Annotated in this window: 19 protein-coding genes; 7 read left to right on the forward strand and 12 right to left on the reverse strand. The window is 38.6% G+C overall.

Going from position 1 to position 20633, the window contains the following annotated elements:
• Positions 1-67 precede the first annotated feature (67 nt).
• The gene (ychF, locus tag CER18_RS01165) at positions 68-1171 is read right to left on the reverse strand and encodes a redox-regulated ATPase YchF (RefSeq protein WP_100128286.1); all 1104 of its coding nucleotides are present in this window, start codon (positions 1169-1171) and stop codon (positions 68-70) included.
• Positions 1172-1406: 235 nt separating this feature from the next.
• On the opposite strand from ychF, the gene CER18_RS01170 reads away from it, so the two are divergent.
• Positions 1407-2147, forward strand: a complete 741-nt coding sequence (locus tag CER18_RS01170; RefSeq protein WP_100128287.1) for a L,D-transpeptidase — start codon at positions 1407-1409, stop codon at positions 2145-2147.
• A 403-nt stretch (positions 2148-2550) separates the two neighbouring features.
• On the opposite strand, the gene pth is transcribed toward CER18_RS01170, so the two are convergent.
• Together pth and CER18_RS01185 are read right to left on the reverse strand one after the other, a co-directional pair.
• Complete coding sequence (gene pth / locus CER18_RS01180; protein WP_100128289.1) at positions 2551-3132, reverse strand: aminoacyl-tRNA hydrolase; 582 nt, start codon at positions 3130-3132, stop codon at positions 2551-2553.
• 66 nt (positions 3133-3198) lie between these two features.
• Positions 3199-3828: a 50S ribosomal protein L25/general stress protein Ctc gene (locus CER18_RS01185; protein ID WP_100128290.1), complete on the reverse strand. Its 630-nt coding sequence runs from the start codon at positions 3826-3828 to the stop codon at positions 3199-3201.
• A gap of 286 nt (positions 3829-4114) precedes the next feature.
• Here CER18_RS01185 and CER18_RS01190 point away from each other — a divergent pair, with 286 nt between their 5' ends.
• Positions 4115-5614 carry a helicase HerA domain-containing protein gene (locus tag CER18_RS01190; protein WP_100128291.1) on the forward strand — a complete coding sequence of 500 codons (1500 nt, stop codon included), beginning with the start codon at positions 4115-4117 and terminating at the stop codon, positions 5612-5614.
• On the opposite strand, the gene CER18_RS01195 is transcribed toward CER18_RS01190, so the two are convergent.
• The 4 genes from CER18_RS01195 to lgt form a co-directional block, all read right to left on the reverse strand.
• Positions 5611-6543, reverse strand: a complete 933-nt coding sequence (locus CER18_RS01195) for a ribose-phosphate pyrophosphokinase (protein WP_100128292.1) — start codon at positions 6541-6543, stop codon at positions 5611-5613. The genes CER18_RS01190 and CER18_RS01195 overlap by 4 nt on opposite strands.
• A gap of 805 nt (positions 6544-7348) precedes the next feature.
• Positions 7349-8131, reverse strand: a complete 783-nt coding sequence (pgeF, locus tag CER18_RS01200; RefSeq protein WP_100128293.1) for a peptidoglycan editing factor PgeF — start codon at positions 8129-8131, stop codon at positions 7349-7351.
• Between the two features lie 99 nt (positions 8132-8230).
• Entirely contained in the window at positions 8231-9310 is a 1080-nt protein-coding gene (locus tag CER18_RS01205; protein WP_100128294.1) for a class I SAM-dependent methyltransferase, read from the reverse strand.
• Complete coding sequence (gene lgt / locus CER18_RS01210; RefSeq protein WP_100128295.1) at positions 9285-10163, reverse strand: prolipoprotein diacylglyceryl transferase; 879 nt, start codon at positions 10161-10163, stop codon at positions 9285-9287. Before lgt ends, CER18_RS01205 begins: the two co-directional genes overlap by 26 nt.
• A gap of 266 nt (positions 10164-10429) precedes the next feature.
• Here lgt and CER18_RS01215 point away from each other — a divergent pair, with 266 nt between their 5' ends.
• Both CER18_RS01215 and CER18_RS01220 read left to right on the forward strand, forming a co-directional pair.
• On the forward strand, positions 10430-10708 hold the full coding sequence (locus CER18_RS01215; RefSeq protein ID WP_100128296.1) for an accessory factor UbiK family protein: 279 nt from the start codon (positions 10430-10432) through the stop codon (positions 10706-10708).
• 374 nt (positions 10709-11082) lie between these two features.
• Positions 11083-11583, forward strand: coding sequence for a YbjN domain-containing protein (locus CER18_RS01220; RefSeq protein ID WP_100128297.1), 501 nt, complete (start codon positions 11083-11085; stop codon positions 11581-11583).
• Positions 11584-11630: 47 nt separating this feature from the next.
• Here the strand turns inward: CER18_RS01220 and CER18_RS01225 are convergent, their stop codons facing one another.
• Entirely contained in the window at positions 11631-12971 is a 1341-nt protein-coding gene (locus CER18_RS01225; RefSeq protein ID WP_100128298.1) for an ATP-binding protein, read from the reverse strand.
• Positions 12972-12979: 8 nt separating this feature from the next.
• On the reverse strand, positions 12980-13684 hold the full coding sequence (locus CER18_RS01230; protein WP_100128299.1) for a response regulator: 705 nt from the start codon (positions 13682-13684) through the stop codon (positions 12980-12982).
• A gap of 151 nt (positions 13685-13835) precedes the next feature.
• On the opposite strand from CER18_RS01230, the gene CER18_RS01235 reads away from it, so the two are divergent.
• Positions 13836-14486: an MBL fold metallo-hydrolase gene (locus CER18_RS01235; protein WP_100128300.1), complete on the forward strand. Its 651-nt coding sequence runs from the start codon at positions 13836-13838 to the stop codon at positions 14484-14486.
• A gap of 61 nt (positions 14487-14547) precedes the next feature.
• Here the strand turns inward: CER18_RS01235 and CER18_RS01240 are convergent, their stop codons facing one another.
• The 3 genes from CER18_RS01240 to CER18_RS01250 all read right to left on the reverse strand — a co-directional run bounded on the left by CER18_RS01240 (position 14548) and on the right by CER18_RS01250 (position 18619).
• The gene (locus CER18_RS01240) at positions 14548-15270 is read right to left on the reverse strand and encodes a BA14K family protein (RefSeq protein WP_100128301.1); all 723 of its coding nucleotides are present in this window, start codon (positions 15268-15270) and stop codon (positions 14548-14550) included.
• A 633-nt stretch (positions 15271-15903) separates the two neighbouring features.
• Entirely contained in the window at positions 15904-18039 is a 2136-nt protein-coding gene (gene uvrB, locus CER18_RS01245) for an excinuclease ABC subunit UvrB (protein ID WP_100128302.1), read from the reverse strand.
• 304 nt (positions 18040-18343) lie between these two features.
• Entirely contained in the window at positions 18344-18619 is a 276-nt protein-coding gene (locus tag CER18_RS01250; RefSeq protein WP_432417130.1) for an SH3 domain-containing protein, read from the reverse strand.
• Positions 18620-18975: 356 nt separating this feature from the next.
• On the opposite strand from CER18_RS01250, the gene greA reads away from it, so the two are divergent.
• The gene (gene greA / locus CER18_RS01255) at positions 18976-19449 is read left to right on the forward strand and encodes a transcription elongation factor GreA (RefSeq protein WP_005773808.1); all 474 of its coding nucleotides are present in this window, start codon (positions 18976-18978) and stop codon (positions 19447-19449) included.
• 6 nt (positions 19450-19455) lie between these two features.
• On the forward strand, positions 19456-20514 hold the full coding sequence (locus CER18_RS01260; protein ID WP_100128304.1) for a glycosyltransferase family 4 protein: 1059 nt from the start codon (positions 19456-19458) through the stop codon (positions 20512-20514).
• The last annotated feature ends 119 nt before the right edge of the window (positions 20515-20633 follow it).

Below are 20633 nucleotides of genomic sequence, written 5' to 3' on the forward strand. Positions count from 1 at the left end.
TTTAAAACACCCTTCCATGGACTTATTACAAGATCTTCAAGATAAAATATTAAGGGAGAGTGAAGATTTAGGTATTATGTTTAAATAACATGATATCGCCATCTTGCACAATGTATTCTTTTCCTTCATCGCGTGCTTTACCTGCTTCTTTTGCACCGCTTTCTCCCCCCAGAGCAATATAGTCATTGTAACTAATGGTTTGGGCCCGAATGAAACCGCGCTCAAAATCTGAGTGAATAACGCCGGCGGCTTGGGGCGCTTTTGTACCACGTGTAATTGTCCATGCTCGCGTTTCCTTAGGTCCGCAGGTGAAGTAAGTAATGAGATCAAGCAAATGGTAACCAGCGCGAATGAGACGATTTAAACTTGGTTCAAAGAGTCCTAGAGTATCAAGATATTCTGATGCTTCAGCTTCACTCAATTGTGTGATTTCCGCTTCAATAGAAGCAGAAATGATAATGCTTTGCGCATTTTGCTCTGTTGCCATTTTTTCAACTGCTTGGGTAAAGCTATTTCCATGAGCGGCGTCATTTTCGCTTACGTTGCAAACATAAAGTACAGGTTTGGAAGTGAGAAGATTTAAATTCTTTAGAATATGGTGTTCATCTAAAGAGATATCTTTGAGTAATAAGCGGACAGGATTTCCTTGTTGCAGGATATTTAATGCTTTTTCCATAACGGGTAGAATTGTGAGAGCTTCTTTATCTTTTCCAGTTGCTCGTTTACGAATTTGTACGATTCGTCTCTCAAGACTTTCTAAATCCGCCAGCATGAGTTCAGTTTCAACTGTTGTCGCATCAGAAACAGGATCAATACGTCCTTCTACGTGGGTAATATCTTCATTTTGAAAACAGCGTAAAACGTGGACAATAGCATCGACTTCACGAATATTGGCTAAAAATTTATTCCCTAAACCTTCACCTTTTGAAGCACCTCGTACAAGCCCCGCAATATCAACGAAATTAATACGTGTGGGAATAATTTCTTTTGAACCTGCAATCGATGCAATTTTTTCCATTCGTAAATCTGGAACAGCAACTTCACCGGTATTGGGTTCAATGGTACAAAAAGGATAATTGGCAGCCTGTGCAGTGGCTGTTTTTGTTAATGCATTAAAAAGAGTTGATTTCCCAACATTAGGTAATCCGACAATACCACATTTAAAGCCCATGAGAGTCTTTCTTTTCTATTGATTTTCTGGACAAGACAAAACCTCTTTTTTATAGCATATTTTCAGAGGAGTTATAGTCTTTGTATTGCGATTAAGTGAGAAAAAGTTTACAGCAATGAATAATCTGCTTTTTTTATCTTAATAATTAAGAAAACTTCGAGTTAATGTTAATAGTGTGCTAAGTTTTTCATGTTACGCAAGTCTGCATAAATAATTAATCGGAGAAAATAGAAGAGTGTTATCTCGTTGTGCCTTTTTAATTGCAGCACTTTTAGCTTTAGCTGGATGTGCTACACATCACTCAGATATGTCATCGGCTTCTTTGCAACAAGCTCGATATATTCCACCGGAAATGCAGGCTTTGTACGGTCCTGTAACGAATGAAACTTATCCGTTACCTGCTGTTGATCTTGCGACAATTGATCCCAAATTTTGGCGACAAGAAGTGATTTATTATACATCTTATCCACCTGGAACATTGGTTATCGATACGCAAGAATGTTTTCTTTACCTTATTGGTGAAAATGGAAAAGCTTTGCGTTATGGGATTGGGGTCGGTAAAGAAGGTCTAGCATTTGAAGGTGAGGGAGTTGTACAGCGCAAGCGTCGGTGGCCCAATTGGGCTCCTACTGCAGCCATGATGGTTCGAGAACCAGAACGTTATGGTCATTTGGGGAAAGGAATGCCACCAGGACCCGATAATCCATTGGGTGCGCGAGCACTTTATCTTTTCAAAAATGGGAAAGATACACTTTTCCGTATTCATGGTTCACATGAATCTTGGTCAATTGGTCGCGCTATTTCAAGCGGGTGTATTCGTTTGCTCAATCAAGATATTATTGATCTTTATGATCGTGTTCCCGTTGGTTCACGCGTCGTAGTGTTGCAAAACAATAGGAGTATGTCTACAGTTTACAGCCAACAATCAAATGACTACGACCCACTACAGTCAACTATTCAACCAAATGATTTTTAATTCTAAAGGGAAGATTGGAGAGAGCTCTTTGAGTATTTTGGTTTGCTGTCCAATCTTCTCTTTTTCCAAAAAGAGAGTAGAGATCTCTGTTTTTAAAGGATATGTATAAATATCATTATTCTGTTTGCTAGCTTTTCGTGTTGTTCCAGAATGCATTTCCTTTGAGAAGATTTATAAGAGGCATTTGTCTTTCTTTTTTTGAGAGTTTTTACCCGTATAACCATTCAGCTTGTGAAGTGTAGGCCAAATGGTTTTTATTGTTTTACGATCAAAAGATTTAAAATGAATCTTATGATATTGGGCGTTTTTATTAAAAAAATAAAAATTAATTTTTATAAATCAATATGTTACATAAAAATCTATAGAGAAGAATTGATTTTTTGCCGATGAGAAAAAGGAGCGGTTAGGACAAGTTCCTGTTTTTTATCGTTTGTGAAACTTCATTCATAAAGAGAGATCTGTCACCTTTTATGAGGAGAGCAATATTTTTTGCAATTGCATTTAAGAGAGGGGGGAGCCATTCTTGATCAGATTTAGTAAAATTTCCCAGAACATGTTGATGAACAAGTTCTTTGCTTCCAGGATGACCAATTCCTATACGTATACGACAATAGTCAGTGCCACAATGAGCATCAACAGACTTAATGCCATTATGCCCATTATTTCCTCCTCCAATTTTTATACGGATTTTTCCCGGTGGCAGGTCTAACTCATCATAAATGATGATCAAATTCTTTAAATCTAATTTATAAAATCGCAACGCTTCACCAATCGCTTGACCAGAGAGATTCATGAAAGTTTGCGGTTTTATAAGAAAAACTTTCTCATTATTTATGAAACCATTGGAGATTTCTGCTTGAAACTTCTTCGACCATGGAGAAAAAGAAAAGGACTGATAAATGGCATCAACCGCCATAAAACCAATATTATGGCGGTTATTTTGATATTGTGAACCAGGATTGCCAAGACCAGCAATAAGCCACATGTGTACCTTCAGTCGAAGTGAGAGGGGGCATAAATTAAGGCGGGAAAAATGCCCGCCTGTTGAGTTTTATGAAGTTTGCGTCTCACCTTCATTCTTTTCTTGTTCAGAAGTTTCATCATTGACATCCAAGCTAGCAGGAGCTGCAATGGTTGCAATGGTAAAGTCTCGATCTTGGATGATAGGTGTCACATCTTTAGGCAGTTGCACAGCTGAAATGTGAATAGAATCACCAATAGAGTAGCTGGAGAGATCAATTTCAATGGCTTCAGGAATAGCATTTGCTGGAGCCGTACATTCAATTTCGTGGCGAACAATATTGAGGACACCACCTTTTTTAAGTCCAGGTGCTGTATCTTCATTGAGGAAGTGGACAGGGATATTCACTTCCACAACGGATTTTGCTGAAATGCGTAAGAAATCAACATGCAAAGGAAAGTCACGCACAGGATCCAATTGATAATCTTTAGGCAAGACCATAATCTTTTGCTTGTCGAGAACAATTGTTGCAATGGTGGTACGAAAGCCACCGGCATGGATTTTGTAGAAAATTTCTTTATAGGGAACTGTTATTGCCAAAGGAGGTTGTTTTTCACCATAAATGACAGCAGGAATAAGACCGTTGCGGCGAAGTTCACGGGAGGACCCCTTACCAACCCGCTCGCGTTTTTCGGCCTTAAGAGTGTAGCTTTTACTCATAATTTAAGTCCTTTTTACATGATTGGAGATCCTTCAAAAACAATAACAGTTTTTGCATGGACATGAAGATATGCGCTGATAAGCAGCGATTGCTCCATTCTACGTTGCCTCCAAGGGTGTCTACGTAGAAGCTTGTTCTATAATTCAAACTATTCATAGATGCAAGAGTTGTGGGAAAAATCGATGATTTCTACCGTTAAAAAGGAGGAAATGTTACAAATCGCGGTGCGGATAGAGAATCAACCGCTAGGCGCTGATATATTAAAAATCAAACACTGGAGATGTTATGAAGGTTGAAGTTGCCTTAGGTGAGGTATCAGAGAGTCGTGCTTTGCATAAATCGATGCCGGCACTTCTTGATTTGGAAGAGTTATTGGCGACACGTCTTCTTGTACAAGGTAATTCCGGTTCAGGGAAATCACATCTTTTACGTCGTCTTTTAGAGCAAAGTGCTCAGTGGGTGCAGCACTGCGTAATTGACCCAGAAGGCGATTTTGTAACTTTGGCAGATAAATTTGGTCATGTGATTGTAGAGGCTCAACGCAGCGAATTAGAGTTGACGCGTATTGCCCATCGCATTCGGCAACATCGGGTTTCGGTGGTATTTAATCTTGAAGGATTAGATACTGAACAACAGATGCGTGCTGTGGGGGCTTTCCTTGGGGCACTATTTGATGTGGAGCGTGATTATTGGTATCCTATGCTTGTGGTGGTTGATGAAGCACAATTGTTTGCTCCAACTGCAGCAGGGGAAGTTTCTGATGAAGCGCGTAAATTTTCTCTGAGCGCTATGACCAATCTTATGTGTCGAGGACGTAAACGTGGTCTTGCTGGTGTTATTGCGACACAACGTTTGGCTAAGCTTGCCAAAAATGTTGCTGCTGAAGCTTCAAACTTTTTAATAGGGCGGACTTTTTTAGATATTGATATGATGCGTGCGGCTGATCTTTTGGGAATGGAGCGTCGTCAAGCGGAAATGTTTAGAGATCTTGAGCGGGGGCATTTTATCGCTTTAGGCCCTGCTTTATCACGACGCCCCTTACCAATTATCATTGGTTCTGTTGAAACTTTAGCACGCTCTTCTAGCCCTAAATTAATGCCACTTCCAACAGAACGGGATGATGTACAAGAACTCGTTTTTACGGCATCACCAGAGGAAATTTTAACGCCATTTAAACAAATACGAGAGCCCGTAAGAGAAAAATCAATGCACGAGATGTTAGAGGAGGTCGTGCATAAAAAACAAGAGGTGTTGGAAGAACCCCTAAGTTTATTTCCTGAGCTGTCTGATGTTGAGCTTGATCGTCAAGCAGAACATATTATTCGAGAAATTCTTGAGGATCCTGAAGCCTTTTATCGTTCAACAGCGGTACTTTATCAAGATTTTTCGGTTCGTTGTCGTATCCATGGTATGCCACAGATTCCTTTTAATCTTTCACAATTTCGGCGTAAATTGGCGATTGCTCAAGCTTTTGTCGATGAACAAACAGCTGTTAGTGAGCACTGGAAGCATATTTTGCAGATATCAGAAAGTTTGGAAGATGATGTTCAAGGAGTCTTCTTGAATATAGCACAGGCCGCATTAAGCGGAAAGCCATGCCCATCCGATGCATTTTTGGCCCGACTTTATGGGACGCATTCTTTAAGTCGTGCACGCCGGCTTTTAACCTACTTTGAAGAGCGCGGCCTCATTGTTATTCATACACATTTTAGTGGTCAACGTATTGTTGCCTTTCCTGATCTTGGTGTTGAAACGGCACCTGGAGATCCCAAAGAACCACTTTAACCAAATAAACTTGAGACAGATTGTTCTGCTGCTGTTCTGGCGATTGCTTCTCCAATGAGATCGGCAATGGGCAAAACACGAATATTATGCGCCTTCTCAATGGCTTCTGTTGGCATAATTGAATCTGTAATAACCAATTCTTTCATTTCTGAATTGGTAATTCGTTCGATCGCATTACCAGAAAGAACACCGTGTGTGATGTAAGCTGTGACACTATTTGCACCGTGTTTCAGGAGTGCACTGGCTGCATTGCATAAAGTTCCACCAGAATCAACAATATCATCCAGCAAAAGACAGTCTTTTCCAGAGACATCCCCAATGATATTCATAACTTCTGATTCACCGGGACGTTCGCGACGTTTATCTACAATAGCAAGCAAACTGTTTAAGCGCTTAGCAAGTGAGCGAGCGCGGACCACACCACCCACATCAGGTGAAACAACAATAACATTTTCAAGAGGGTAATGCATTTTGACATCGCGAGCAATGACTGGAACAGCATAGAGATTATCCGTAGGGATATCAAAAAAACCTTGAATCTGTCCAGCATGAAGGTCCAACGTTAAAACACGATGAGCACCTGCTTCAGTAATCAGGTTGGCAACAAGTTTTGCAGAAATGGGAGTCCGTGGTCCAGGTTTTCTATCTTGGCGGGCATAGCCAAAATAAGGTATTACAGCTGTAATACGACGCGCAGAAGAACGACGCAGGGCATCAATCATGATGAGCAATTCCATCAAATGATCATTTGCAGGATAAGATGTCGATTGCAAAACAAAAACATCTTGTCCACGTACATTTTCATGCAATTCTACGAAAATTTCTTGATCAGCAAAGCGCTTTACAGTTGCCTTGCCTAAGGGTATGTTCAGATAATTTGTAACATCTTCAGCAAGGCGTGGATTAGAATTTCCGCAGAAAAGTTTCATAATAGAACCTCTGAATAATCATGACAGGAATGCGACACGGTTTTTAATTTCTTTTTATTAAATTGCAAGAAAACAATTACAAAAGCCTTACAATTTTATCGATTATTGTTAAAGAGCTATGCGGTATGTTTTCTCTTTTTCCAAAATTTTTGTTTCTTTTAGAATTAATTTTTGAAATTGTTAAGAAAAAATAAAGGATGCGGTTTATTTGTACGGGGGAATTCTCTGATAAAGAGAGACTGTTTCATTTTATCTGTTGTGATCATTGATGAGTGAGATCGCTTAAAAAGCTTTGTTATAAAGTTTCATTTAAATAGGTATGCTCTTGTATTTCAAAAGTGAGATAGCCCATAGCATGATGAATTTTATTTCATAATTCAGAAATATTTTTTATCTCTACAATCCTTGATATATTACGGTTCTAAGGTTGCTTTTGCTGATCATGATGCGCGTCATGTTTTTTATTTTTTGGTATTTCTAGATGTTTTAAAAAATTGATATGTCATTGTTTGTAGATAGAGTGAAGGCAGTGAAGATATTTTTAATCAGCTAGCTTAGCTTTTTCTTCAATTATTTGATTGAAAAAACAGTTTCAATGATATTTTAGGTTTAAATAATGACGTGTTAAAGGTCATTATAAGCAAACATTGAAAAGAAGAGTTCGTTTTATTTCTCAAGCTATATTTTTTGTGTTTTATGAAGCTAGTAAGAATTTTTATGAAAAAAGCATAGTAGAAAAAAGCTTACTTATTTTATTGGCATTATTTTGTTTGTGGTTTTGATCTTTTTGTGAGGCAAAAAATATTTATTTCAACATAATAGCAGAAATTTGCCGCCCATAATCAGGTTCGTTGCGGTGTATTGCACGTCGATAAGAAAAGAAATTCTGTTCATTTTGATAGGTACAAAGCTCTACGCAAGAAGCATTAACACCGGCTTCTTTGAGTTGATTTATAATAAATGCCCATAGATTAAAATGAAAATGATTGGCTTTTTCTGTTTTTAAAAAATATTTTTGAAATTTTCTATGACTCTCAATAAATTGGTTGTAGAATTCACTTGTTACTTCATAGTGGTGTGGGCCAATACAAGGTCCAAGAGCTGCTGTTATTGATTGTCTTTTGGCTCCCTGTTTTTCCATAACAGCAATTGTTTTCTCGATAATTCCATTTAAGCTTCCGCGCCAGCCAGCATGTGTTGCGGCGATGACGCCAGCTTGTGGATCAGCAAACAATATTGGGCCACAATCAGCTGTAAGAACCCCAATAACGAGATCAGGTGTGGTCGTAACAAGAGCATCAGCTTTAGGAGGAGCACCGATAATTTCTTGATGGGCTACGACAACGTTACAGGAGTGTATTTGATGGACGGTGACGAGATTTTGCACCTTAGTAGAAAAATAATCAGCGATCAAAAGACGATTCTCTACACTATGTTCAGTTTGATCACTTGATCTTTTTTCGACATGAAGGTCATGATAAGAATTTTTTGAAACACCAGCTTGACGTGTAAAAAATCCATGTTTTATCCCATGGGTGTGTAAAGGAGAAAGATTTTTTGCGAGGATGGGATGAGGGATAGGCTTCATAAAAGTTCCTTATGGGGATTATTTGAAGTGGGAGAGATGTTTGTATTTATCAATGAATATTTCAGATAATAATGTGCTTCTTGAAAAAAATGCTGATCATCAAAATCGGGGAGGGATGGATATATTTTTATCACTAAAATGTAAAACTTTAAATAGTTTGCCCATTTGATTGGGGCCAGCGAGCCGCTCGATATCTTGATGGATTTTGTCTTGCAAGGAAGCGCTTTTACCCGCTCCAAGTTGTTTTGCACGCTCCAGTAGCCCCATTTTAAAAAGGAAATCTCCTTGTTCAAAGACTTCAGCAAAACAGCCCTGTTCAAGAGCTATATTTTTTAAAAAAGAAAAATCAACATGGGATGTTAAATCATGTTCACCAGGAGCCTCAAAAACATCACGAAATCTATGTTGTGAGAGTGCTTGCAAGGTATCGCCAAAGGCAAGATCACAAGCACCATAATCGATAAGCAAAGCAGAACCTGTTACTTGCACTAAATGGTGGCTGATTTGTTGCATGAATTGATGTCGTAAGGGGGCATGTTCAAAAATTGTTCCATCAGGGATTTTAGAACAATAGGTTTGTAGACAAGAAGAGGGAAGTTTATGCGGGGCCGCAATAAAGATGAAATCTCCATCTTGATTGATTGTAATGCAGCGTTCTTTCCATTCTCCATTGACTTTAATATATTGGTTGATGGGGAGTGTATCGAGGAATTCATTGCCAATGAGGAAGAGAGGTTTTGAAGGAATTTGATTAAAATTTTCAATGCTATGAATTTTTTTTTGATAAGAGCAAAGGCGCTTTTTTTGTTCTTTTGCGAGTTTTTTACTTATTTCAATCAGAAAAATTTCAGCAGCATTAAATGCTGTTGTAGAAAGCTTTTGGATAGTTCGCAAAATGTCATCCATCAAAGTTCCACGTCCTGGACCTATCTCAGCGAGAATAAAAGGATGAGGACAATCTTGAGCTTTCCAGCTGGCAAGAAGCCAAATGCCAATCATTTCTCCAAATAATTGGCTCACCTCGGGGGCTGTTATGAAATCACCAGTGCGTCCAAAAGGTGTTTGTGTTTGATAATAACCAAATTGAGGATCTGTAAGCGCCAATGTCATATATTTACTGACAGGAATGGGGCCATGAGATGCGATAATTTCTTTAATTCTTTCTTTGAGGGATGTCATTTTCGGTAGATTTGTCTTTAAATGCTTGAAGGAGGAGATAAAACCCTAACAGAAGCATGGGAAGAGATAAAGCCATACCATAAGTAAAGCCTGTAGAGTGAAAAAGAGTAGAGAACCATTCTGGATCTTCTTGAGGAGCACGGTAAACTTCTGAGATACTGCGTGCAATTGCATAACCTATAATAAATATTCCCGACACAGTCCCACGACGTTTGAATGCTTTAAAGGCAAAAATAACAATGAAGAGAATAATGAAGAGAATAAATCCTTCCATGAATGCTTCGTAAAGTTGGCTTGGATGGCGCGGTAAATAGTAAGGATCTAGGGGAAAACAAACTGCCCAAGGTTGTGTGGTAACGTTGCCCCATAATTCTTGATTGATGAAATTGCAGATTCGTACAATGCCAATACCGATAGGTGCTCCGGCAGCAATGATATCAAACATGGCTCGTATGTTAATGTTATTTTTACGAGCGAACAAAATCATTGCAATGATAATGCCAATGAGACCACCATGAAAGGACATTCCCCCATCCCATACGGCAATGATAGAACTTGGATGACTAAAGTAATAAAGAGGATCCCATACAAGGACTTGTCCTAAACGCCCTCCGACAACAACACTGATGGCAGACCAGACAACAAAATCTCCAATCTTCTCTTTAGCCATAGGAGGGCGGTTGTTATGCCATAGAGATGGCTTTTTTAATAATGTTTGCGCATACCACCAAGCAAAGAGAATACCCACAACGTAACCAAGTCCGTACCAATGAAGTGTTATGGGGCCTAGCTGGATAATAACAGGATCAAGAAAAGATGGAAAAGCAATGGCTGGACAGACGAAATTGTTCATGAATTAAGCACTTTACATTATATGAGATGGATATGAAGTGACTCTTATGATCAGGAATGACAGATGAATGCTCAACGGTCAAGTCAGGAAGAAAATAACTCAAAAAGGGGAATAGATTTCCACTAGTTTATTATGGTAAAAAATTATTATGAAAAATCGGCACAATAGGACAAAAATAGGGTAAAAGGAACAAATTACAGTATCTAAATGTTATGAGAATACGCTATAATGCGTGCGTCAATAATTAATATTTAAGGAAAAATATTATGCGTAATGGATCAAACCGTATTCTTGATGAATTAGCAAAATTAGCAACAGATGCCGCTGATGTTGCGCAGGGTATACGACGTGAAGCTGGAACTGCTTTCCGTGTGCAAGCTGAAAAGATAGCCAATAAACTTGATCTTGTTTCACGGGAAGAATTTGAGACCTTTAAGGAGATGGTGCTGAAGGCTCATGCTGATAATGCTGAGTTAAAAAGACGTCTTGATGATCTAGAAAAAGATGATTTGGAAAAAAAGCAGATACGAAAAAAAGTAAAATAGTTTCTCTAAAAAAAGAATCTTCAAAAAAATATCCCCAATTTTTCAATATGATGCGTGAAACTAAAAAATGCTTAATCTTGAGTCTGTTAGAGCGGAGCATTTGTTTGTTTTTAATTTTTTTGGGGGTAAAATGCATTTTTTTGAATCAAGGGGGCTGGCGCTATGAAATTGTATCAATACACTGAAAAGACTTGATGATTCGTTTTATGATGATCAGGTTACCCTAGAGAGTGCGATTGTTTTCTGGGGGGTATAGTATCAATGTTTTTAATGTGTATTTGTGTGGTGTAAAGGTTCTGATTGTAACAAAATATTGTTACAATTTAGGTGGTTTATATTCTATTGACAATGTTTTAAGATGATTGAGGATTGTGATGAGGCTTGCATTTTGCGCCACAGAAAGAAAAGAGCATCCTGTTGATTTTATCGAACAGATTGCCTGTGAATATGATTGGTCGTTTGAGCGGGATGCACAAGATGAAATTAGTGTTTGTGTGGAAGGAAAACGGGCAAATTATCGTCTTGCTTTTTCATGGATCGAAGAGCAAGAAGCACTTCATTTGGCTTGTTCATTTGATCTTTCTATTGAAAATGCTCGAACAGCTGAAATACAGCGCTTATTGCTAGCGATTAATGAAAAGTTGTTGTTGGGACATTTTGATTACTGGCAAAGGAATAATTCGATTATTTATCGGCAAGGTCTTCTTTTAGCGGGTGGCGTGCATCCATCCCATATACAGGTTGAAACATTGTTGATACACGCACTTAAAGCCTGTGAAAGCCATTATGTTGCCTTTCAGATGGTGGCTTTATCGGGAGAAAGCGCTTATAAGGCACTGCAATATACTTTGTTTGAAACTGTAGGGAATGCCTAAAATATCAAGTCTGCTATTTTTTACAGACGGTTTACTGAAAAGATTGCTCATAGGGGGATATCAAGAATAGCGCGTAATCCCCCCAGAGGGCTCTCATCGAGTTGTATATTGCCACCGTGGCTGCGCGCTATGTCTTGGGCAATAGAAAGACCAAGTCCTGTTCCACTTGCATCTTGATTTCGTGCTTTATCAATTCTGAAAAAAGGTTTAAAAACTTCTGTACGCATATCTTTATGAATTCCAGGTCCGTCATCATCGATGATCAATATAAAAGATTCCTGTTGAGAGTTGGCTGTTAATTTAATGGTCGCACCGTAACAAAATGCATTTGAGACAAGATTGCTAACCAAGCGTGTGAAAGCACGGGGGCGTACTTGTATTTGTGTAGGGCCTTCAATGATGTAAGAAAATTGACGTTTGTGAAGATGAGCATCGGCGGAGAATTTTTGCATAAGAGCATTGAGATCAAAGGTCTTGACACTTTCATTTCCTTCACCACGGGCAAAAGCAAGATAATCTTCTAACATATGTTGCATATCACTGACATCTTGCTCAAGCGGTTTAATATCAAAATCAGTATTTGCTAATGCTAGCTGAAGTTTAAAACGTGTAAGAATAGTTCTTAAATCATGGCTTACACCTGAGAGCATCATGGTGCGTTGTTCTATTTGCCGCTCAATACGTTCGCGCATGCGTAAAAAAGCAATGCCAGCACGACGAACTTCATCGGCTCCTTGTGGTTGAAATCCTTTTGGTAAAGGACGACCACGTCCAAAACTTTCAGCTGCTTCAGCCAATTGTTGAATGGGTTTAATTTGATTGCGCAAAAAATAAATTGCTATCAGTAATAAAACAAGGGCTGTTCCTACCATCCAGCTTAAAAAAATGGCAGTGTTGGAAGCATAAGCTTGGCTGCGTGGAGCAAAGACGCGCAAGATATTGTGACCAAGATGGATACGGATTTCAACAAGATCAGAATCCCCTACGGTATCAATCCAGAAGGGACGATTAATTTGGCGGGTGATTTCTTCACTGAGAAAATAATCAAGAATTGCAAAAAATGGTTTGGGTCCTAGAGGAGGAAGAGGTGCAGGGGGGAGAATAGCAATGTTTAGTCCCATACGCTGTTGTGCAATACGTTTTATATCTTCATAGTTATCTTGCTTCGAATATGTTTCAATAATATCAATAATGGCTGAAATATCATGCACGACAGCTGTTGAAAGACGCTCAGTTACCATTTGCCAATGACGTTCCATAAAGACGTAAGCAATAACCGTTTGCAGAAGCACCATGGGAGCGATAATAATGATCAAAGAGCGGGCGTAAAGCCGTTTAGGCATCTTTTTCGTTAACCATCGAAAAAAAAATCTTAAAGGTTTAATCATTCTTATGCCTATTCAATTGAGAGTTTATACCCTATTCCTCGCACAGTTTGGAGCCATATGGGTAGTGCTGGATTTCTTTCGATCTTACGACGAAGGCGGTTGATTTGTACATCAATCGCACGTTCACTGATAGCGTTGTCATCCATTGCAAATTGATGGCGCGGAATGATGCTTCCTGCATTTTCGGCAAAAATGACCATCATTTTTTGTTCTTTATCGGTTAACTTAATAATTTCTCCTCCCTTTTTGAGTTCGCGCCGTGAAATTGAAAATATATAAGGCCCAAAAACGATTTGCTCAATTTTGGGTTGGTTAAGGGGAAAACCTCGTCGTAAAATGGCATTGATGCGAAGGAGAAGTTCACGAGGATCAAACGGCTTAGCCAGATAATCATCTGCGCCTGCTTCTAATCCACGGATGCGACTGTCTGTTTCTGATAAAGCCGTTAGCATGAGGATAGGAACTTCTTTTGTTTGGCGGAGTGAATGGGTAAGGCTGATACCGTTTTCACCAGGCATCATGACATCAACAACAAGAAGGTCAAAATCTAAACGTGCCAACAGTCGTCTGGCTTCATTGGCATTGGCTGAAACTGAAACACGAAATCCATTTTTAATGAGAAACTGAAATAAAAGATTGCGAATACGTGTATCGTCATCAATCACAAGAAGGTGAGGGGCATCGTCACACAAAACTTGAACGTGATTGGTCATTCTTCAAAACCTTTAAATTATTTTTTCAAAAAATTTAACTTTACATAAGTTGCATAGAACTGTCGAGCAGGCTATCCTATAGAAGAAGGGAAATATTCCTTGTAAGCTTGAAGACAGCAAGCTTGAAAAGATTTGTTTTAAAAAGGATTTCATGAGTCATTTTAGTGCACATATTATTCCGGTTACGCCTTTTCAGCAAAATTGCACTCTGCTTTTTGATAAAAAACAAAAAGTAGGGGTTTTAGTGGATCCTGGTGGAGATTGGCTTCAAATTCAAGAAGTCATTAAAAAGAAGGGTATTACCGTTGAAGCGATTTGGATAACACATGGTCATTTTGATCATGTGGGAGCTGCAATGCACGCTAAAGAAGCCCTTAATGCTAAAATTATTGGTTCACATTGCGATGATAAACCTGTGATGGATTCTGTCGTTGAGAGTGCAAGAAGCTATGGTATCACAGATGCTTGTGTGTGTATTCCTGATCAATGGTTAGAGGATGGCGATAGTGTCCATTTTGCTGGACATGTGTTCAGGGTTTTTCATACACCGGGGCATTCTCCTGGTCATGTTATTTATTTTAATGAAAAAGAACGTTTCGCTTTACTGGGTGATGTTCTCTTTCGTGGTTCTATCGGACGTACAGATTTTCCTTTTTGTTCTCATGAAAAATTGATGAAATCACTTCGAGAAAAAGTTTTAACTTTAGGGGATGATGTTCGTTTTATCTGTGGGCATGGCCCTGGAAGTCATATCGGCTATGAGCGTCAGTGGAATCCTTTTCTTCAAGAGCTTAATACATAACCCCAAAACGCTCTAAAGCGTTTTGGAGCCACTTAAATTTTTCTAAGCCAAAGCAAAGATGTTAGTTCAATGGAGCATAACAAAAGTGGTCTTGTCCATCATAGCCTCTAAAAGTACCTGTGCGGGGGTTGAATGAACGGTATTTTTTCTTGCAATATTGGAGCCAGCCACGAGTCCATGGTTGATGGAACGGTTGGTATGTGGTTATTGACTGAGATTCATAAATGATTTGGGTTTGGGGAACCTCTTGATACACCACTTGCGGAACCTCTTGATACACGACCTGTCCTTGTGGTACAGGTTGATAGATAATTTGTGGCTGTTCAGGTTTTTTCAAAACATTGCCAAGAATTGCTCCTGCCGCAAGACCAAGAATACCTGCTGCTAAAGCATCCCCTGAGTTATCACGCGTTACATGATGTTCATGTATATGATGATGTGTTATCTTTTTGCGCTCAGTATAATGATATGTTTTGTGTTCAACATGATGACGATTATGTTCTCGCCTTTTATGATCAACATGATGGTGGGGATAAGTATGAGAAGAGTAATGTCTTTCAAAAGCAGAACGGTTGTTAGAATGATAAGAAGGGACATAGGAATTCATTCCGTTCCTCATATCTTTCATTTGTTTATCCATACTTTTTCTCATATCATTTATTTGCTTCTCAATATGATTTTCACTATGCATCCATTTCATATCTGCAAGTGCTATACTGAGCGGCATCAAAACGGTTGTGACTGATACCGCTGATAATACCGCTAATTTACTCGGTTTTCTCATAGCGACACTCCTTAACCTAAATTCCTATTTTTTCACATCATACATGTGCCAAACTGAATATAATCTGAACGACTTTTGACTTTATTTTGACAAAACGAATAAAGAGCTCTTTGGTTGACAAAAATTATTTTATAAAATCTCATTTTGTACAAGAGTAACAAGCTTTTTATTCAGCAGATAATTCTTGCATCAACTGGTTCCGATAACTTAAAAAAATACAAAAGTGATGACGTCATTATATTTTATGAGTTCTTTATTTTGCGATCGGTTTTGACATTGAGACAGTTGAGAAGAGCTGAGAATTTTTTTTAAATGAGTTTTATTTGAATGCACGTTTATTTGAAGTTTTTTTTAAAGTATCCTTTTCTTCAGTGTATGAGACATTTTTATTGAACTATAGGGCATGTTTTGTTTGTGCATATTTTGTGTGGGCTTTCAGAAATCCAAGGTTTATTTAAGAGTGTTAGATTATTTGTTTGCAAAATTTTTCTTTGTTTTTTGCCATTTTGTTAAAAGTATTTTTGAGAGATATTTTTTATTTTTCAAAACGTTTGTATCTATGGATGAACTTTCTTGGTCAAGATTTATATCATTTAAGAGTTAATGAGATCATGAGTAGGGTGTTTGCTATGGCTATTTTAAGGGGGTATCGGCGATTGCGAGTTCTATTTTCTGGAGTTGTTTTATTTCATCACGAAGTCGTGCTGCTTCTTCAAAATTAAGATCTGCTGCTGCTTTACGCATTGATTTTTCCAGAGATTGAATATGATTTGCTAAATTGTTACGATCCACGTTATTTTGCGTGATAAAATTAGAAATATTTGTAAGAGTTTGATGGTTTTCACTTCCTGCATTGAGAATATCATCGATATTTTTTTTGATACTGGTTGGTGTTATATGGTGTTTTTTATTGTAGGTTATCTGTTTTTGTCGACGTCTTTGTGTTTCTTGTAAAGCACGTTCTATAGAGCCGGTAATTGTATCCGCATAAAGAATAACGCGACCATCTACATTACGTGCGGCGCGACCGATGGTTTGTACGAGTGAGGTTTCTGAGCGCAAGAAACCCTCTTTATCGGCATCGAGTATGGCAACAAAACCGCATTCTGGAATATCCAAACCTTCTCGAAGGAGGTTGATCCCAATGAGGACATCAAAGGTGCCAAGTCGCAGATCACGGAGAATTTCAATACGCTCTAATGTATCAATATCGGAATGCATATAGCGGACGCGAATACCTTGCTCGTGAAGATATTCCGTTAAATCCTCAGCCATGCGCTTGGTGAGGACAGTGACCAATGTACGGTAGCCTTTTTGAATTGTTTTACGAATTTCATTGACAACATCATCAACTTGAGTACGTGCTGGACGAATTTCTGTTTCTGGATCAACAAGCCCTGTTGGACGAATAATTTGTTCAGCAAAAATACCATGGGATTGCTCTATTTCCCAGCGTCCTGGTGTTGCAGAAACAGCAATTGTTTGTGGGCGCATAGCATCCCATTCTTCAAAGCGCAAAGGACGGTTATCCATACAGGAAGGGAGGCGAAAGCCATATTCTGCTAGAGTAGCTTTTCTGCGAAAGTCACCACGATACATGCCACCAATTTGGGGAATCGTTACATGGCTTTCATCGATAAAAACAAGAGCATTGAGTGGAATATATTCGAATAAGGTTGGTGGTGGTTCACCAGGATTTCGTCCTGTCAAATAACGTGAATAATTTTCAATTCCCGGACATGAACCCGTTGTTTCTAACATTTCTAAATCAAAAATTGTACGCTGTTCTAAGCGTTGTGCTTCTAAAAGGCGTCCAGCAGCATTCAATTCATCAAGACGTTGAACCAGTTCCATTTTGATGGCTTTCATTGCTTGATTTAAGGTTGGACGTGGTATTACGTAGTGTGAATTGGCATAAATTTTAATAGATTGAAGGTCTCCTGTTTTTTGTCCGGTTAGAGGATCAAATTCCGTAATTGTTTCTACTTCATCGCCAAAAAGCGAGATACGCCAAGCACGATCTTCAAGGTGCACTGGAAAAACTTCAATGGTATCTCCTCGAACACGAAAAGAACCACGAATAAAATTAATGTCTTGTCGATAATACTGTTGAGAAACTAAATCAGCTAGGAATTTTCGTTGATTAAGTTTGTCCCTTTTTTGTATTTGTAAAGTCATGGCCGTATAGGTTTCTACTGAGCCAATCCCGTAGATACAGGAGACAGATGCAACAATAATAACGTCATCACGCTCTAAGATAGCACGTGTTGCAGCATGGCGCATGCGGTCGATTTGTTCATTAACAGAGGATTCTTTTTCAATATAAGTGTCAGAGCGTGCAACATAGGCTTCTGGTTGATAATAGTCATAATAAGAAACAAAATATTCGACAGCATTGTGAGGAAAAAAGTTTTTAAATTCTCCATAAAGCTGTGCTGCTAAAGTTTTATTGGGGGCTAAAATGAGAGCTGGACGTTGTGTTTTTTCAATGACTTTCGCCATTGTATAGGTTTTGCCTGAGCCAGTAACCCCCAAAAGCACTTGTGTGCGCTCATTTTTTTTAATTCCCTCAACCAAAGTTTTAATGGCTTGAGGCTGATCTCCCGACGGTTTAAAGGATGTTTCGAGTTGAAACGGAATACCACCTTCAGATTTTTCAGGAGGAATAGGGCGGTGAGGTGTCCATAATGCACCATTCTTAAAAAGAGGATTACCTGAAGCAATGAGAGCAGAAAGAGCTTCTACGGTTGCAGTAACACCATTTTTCATTGTTGTATCCTTTGATAGAAAAGCGCTGGTGATTCTAAAGGAAATACTATTTTTTACAATTTTATTACGATAACAGAAAAATATTATTGAACAGGTTTATTTTGGTTTACTGGAATATTCATGAGGATATTGATCAAGTTTTTTCTATGAGAGGAATAATTCTGCGAAAGGTTTCTTGGGAAGGGGCATATTGGTGCTTGTTCGTGACACTATTGCATTCCTACCATGATGATCTTCAAGAGGGCATAAGCTATTATGGTTGTTATGGAGAATAATCATATGGGGTCTGTTTTGAAACTAAAGACTACGGTTTTTCAACTAAAGACATTGTGTATGTGTGATAAAGATCATTTCCATCTTTAAATGAAAGATAACGAGATGACACCCAGCCTATTTGAGCGTTATATTGGATATGGCACCAATTTCCTTCACAATTTTTAACAAAAACCAACTCTCCAGCAGAGATTAAGCCACAAAGTGCATACTGAGTGCTGGGACCTGTTCTAAAATTAAGATTCGTTGTCACAAAGGCATCTGCTGCCTTAGACATTGTTGTGGCTAAAAATAAAGGGCCCAACATGAAAAAAATGACGAAAATTTTCATTTTTCTGCAAAGAACTTCTTTAGAAATAATCCTTCTCTCTTCGTATACCATATGATTTCTTTTGCTAGACTATGATAAAATAAAAAAAATTACAATTCTTTCTTCTTTATGAGATTTTAAGGGAGAGTAGAGTTTAACGTTTTAAACACCAAAATGAGATGTTTTAAACACTATTAATGCATGTTTTGTTTCCTTTATTTATTTTTATATGGAAAACAGAGATACTGTACTATATAATAGAAAAGATCGTAGTTTTCGGATTCCAAAAGCAATTTTGGAAGCCGTTTTTTGTATTTTTATTAAACCTTCCGTGTAATAGAAAGGGACGGATTATGGAAAAAGTTCCGATGACTACAGCTGGCTTTGAAAGTCTTAAAGAAGAGTTGCGTTGGCGTCAACAACAGGAACGTCCACGAATTATTGAAGCAATTTCTGAGGCGCGTGCCCATGGTGATTTGTCAGAAAACGCCGAATATCATGCTGCTAAAGAAGCACAAAGTCATAATGAGGGGCGTATAAATGAGCTTGAAGATTATATCGCGCGGGCAGAGGTTATCGATGTCTCTCGTCTTTCAGGCGACAAAATCAAATTTGGAGCGACCATTAAACTTTTGGATGAGGATACTGAAGAAAAAAAGGTGTATCAGATCGTAGGGGATCAAGAAGCTGATGTAAAGATTGGTAAAATCTCTATTTCTTCACCGATTGCACGCGCACTCATTGGCAAGCAAGAGGGGGATGTGATTGAAGTGAATGCGCCTGGTGGTGCGCATAATTATGAAATCATTAAGGTTCAGTACATCTAAATTGTTATGCGTGTGTCTTTGGAAGAAACTGAGATTATAGCGCCTCACTTTAAAAGGCGTTTGTCGGGAGTGACATCTACGATTATTCAGCTTGTTCCATTGATGCGCGAACAAGGGGTGCGTATATCTACTCTGGGGGGTGGATTACCAAAAGAATTGCCGGCTCTTGCTTTTAGAGACCTTTTCGGACTTTGGAAAAGTCCGAAAGGGAAGTCGTTTCGTATTTGGCATGCAAGGCGCAATATCGAGATGCTTTGTGGAATCTTTTTGCGTGATATCTTGAAAATGAAGCTGAAACTTATCTTTACATCGGCTTCACAACGCCATCATAAGCCTTTTACCAAATGGTTGATTCGCCGTATGGATAGGATTATTGCGACCAGTACGCATACGGGCGCTTATCTAGAAGTTCCTCATAAGGTTATTATGCATGGGGTGGATGTGAGGCGTTTTACTCCTCCACAGACTCTTGATGATTACTTTGCTTCGACAGGATTTCCAGGAAAATATGCGATAGGATGTTTTGGACGTGTGCGCAGCTCAAAGGGAACAGATTTGTTTGTCGAGGCAATGATAGCATTATTGCCCCACTATCCTGAGTGGACAGCACTTATCGCTGGTCGAACGACGGAGCAACATTATAAATTTGAAAAAAAATTACGCCAAAAAATTGCAGAAGCGGGGTTAGAAGAGCGCATTATTTTTCTTGGTGAGATTTTAGACATTCCTTTGTGGTATCGTCGCCTGTCACTTTATGTTGCCCCTTCTCGTACAGAAGGTTTTGGTTTAACCCCCTTAGAGGCAATGGCATCACAGGTTACAGTTGTGACCAGTGATGCGGGAGCATATAAAGAATTGGTGGTGGAGGAAACAGGAACGGTTGTAAAAGCAGGAGATGGTCCGGCTTTAACGGCAGCTATTGAATCTTATTTTGCTGATGTAGAAAAAACATTGGCAGCCGGAAAGAAAGCTTTAATGTATGTTCGTACGCATTTTCCTTTGGAAAAAGAGGCAAGCGATATTGAAAGTGTTTACGAAGAACTTTTTGCGGAAAAAATATCTTAATTCTTAGTATTATATCAAAAATCTTCTTGAGGAATGATAAAAAGTGTTTTCCTTAAAGGTTATTTTTATTCTAGTGATATTTGGGAATAAAAAAATAATGCTTTAACTCAAAACTAGAG

This window comes from Bartonella tribocorum, from assembly GCF_002777915.1.
Classification (GTDB): domain Bacteria; phylum Pseudomonadota; class Alphaproteobacteria; order Rhizobiales; family Rhizobiaceae; genus Bartonella; species Bartonella tribocorum_A.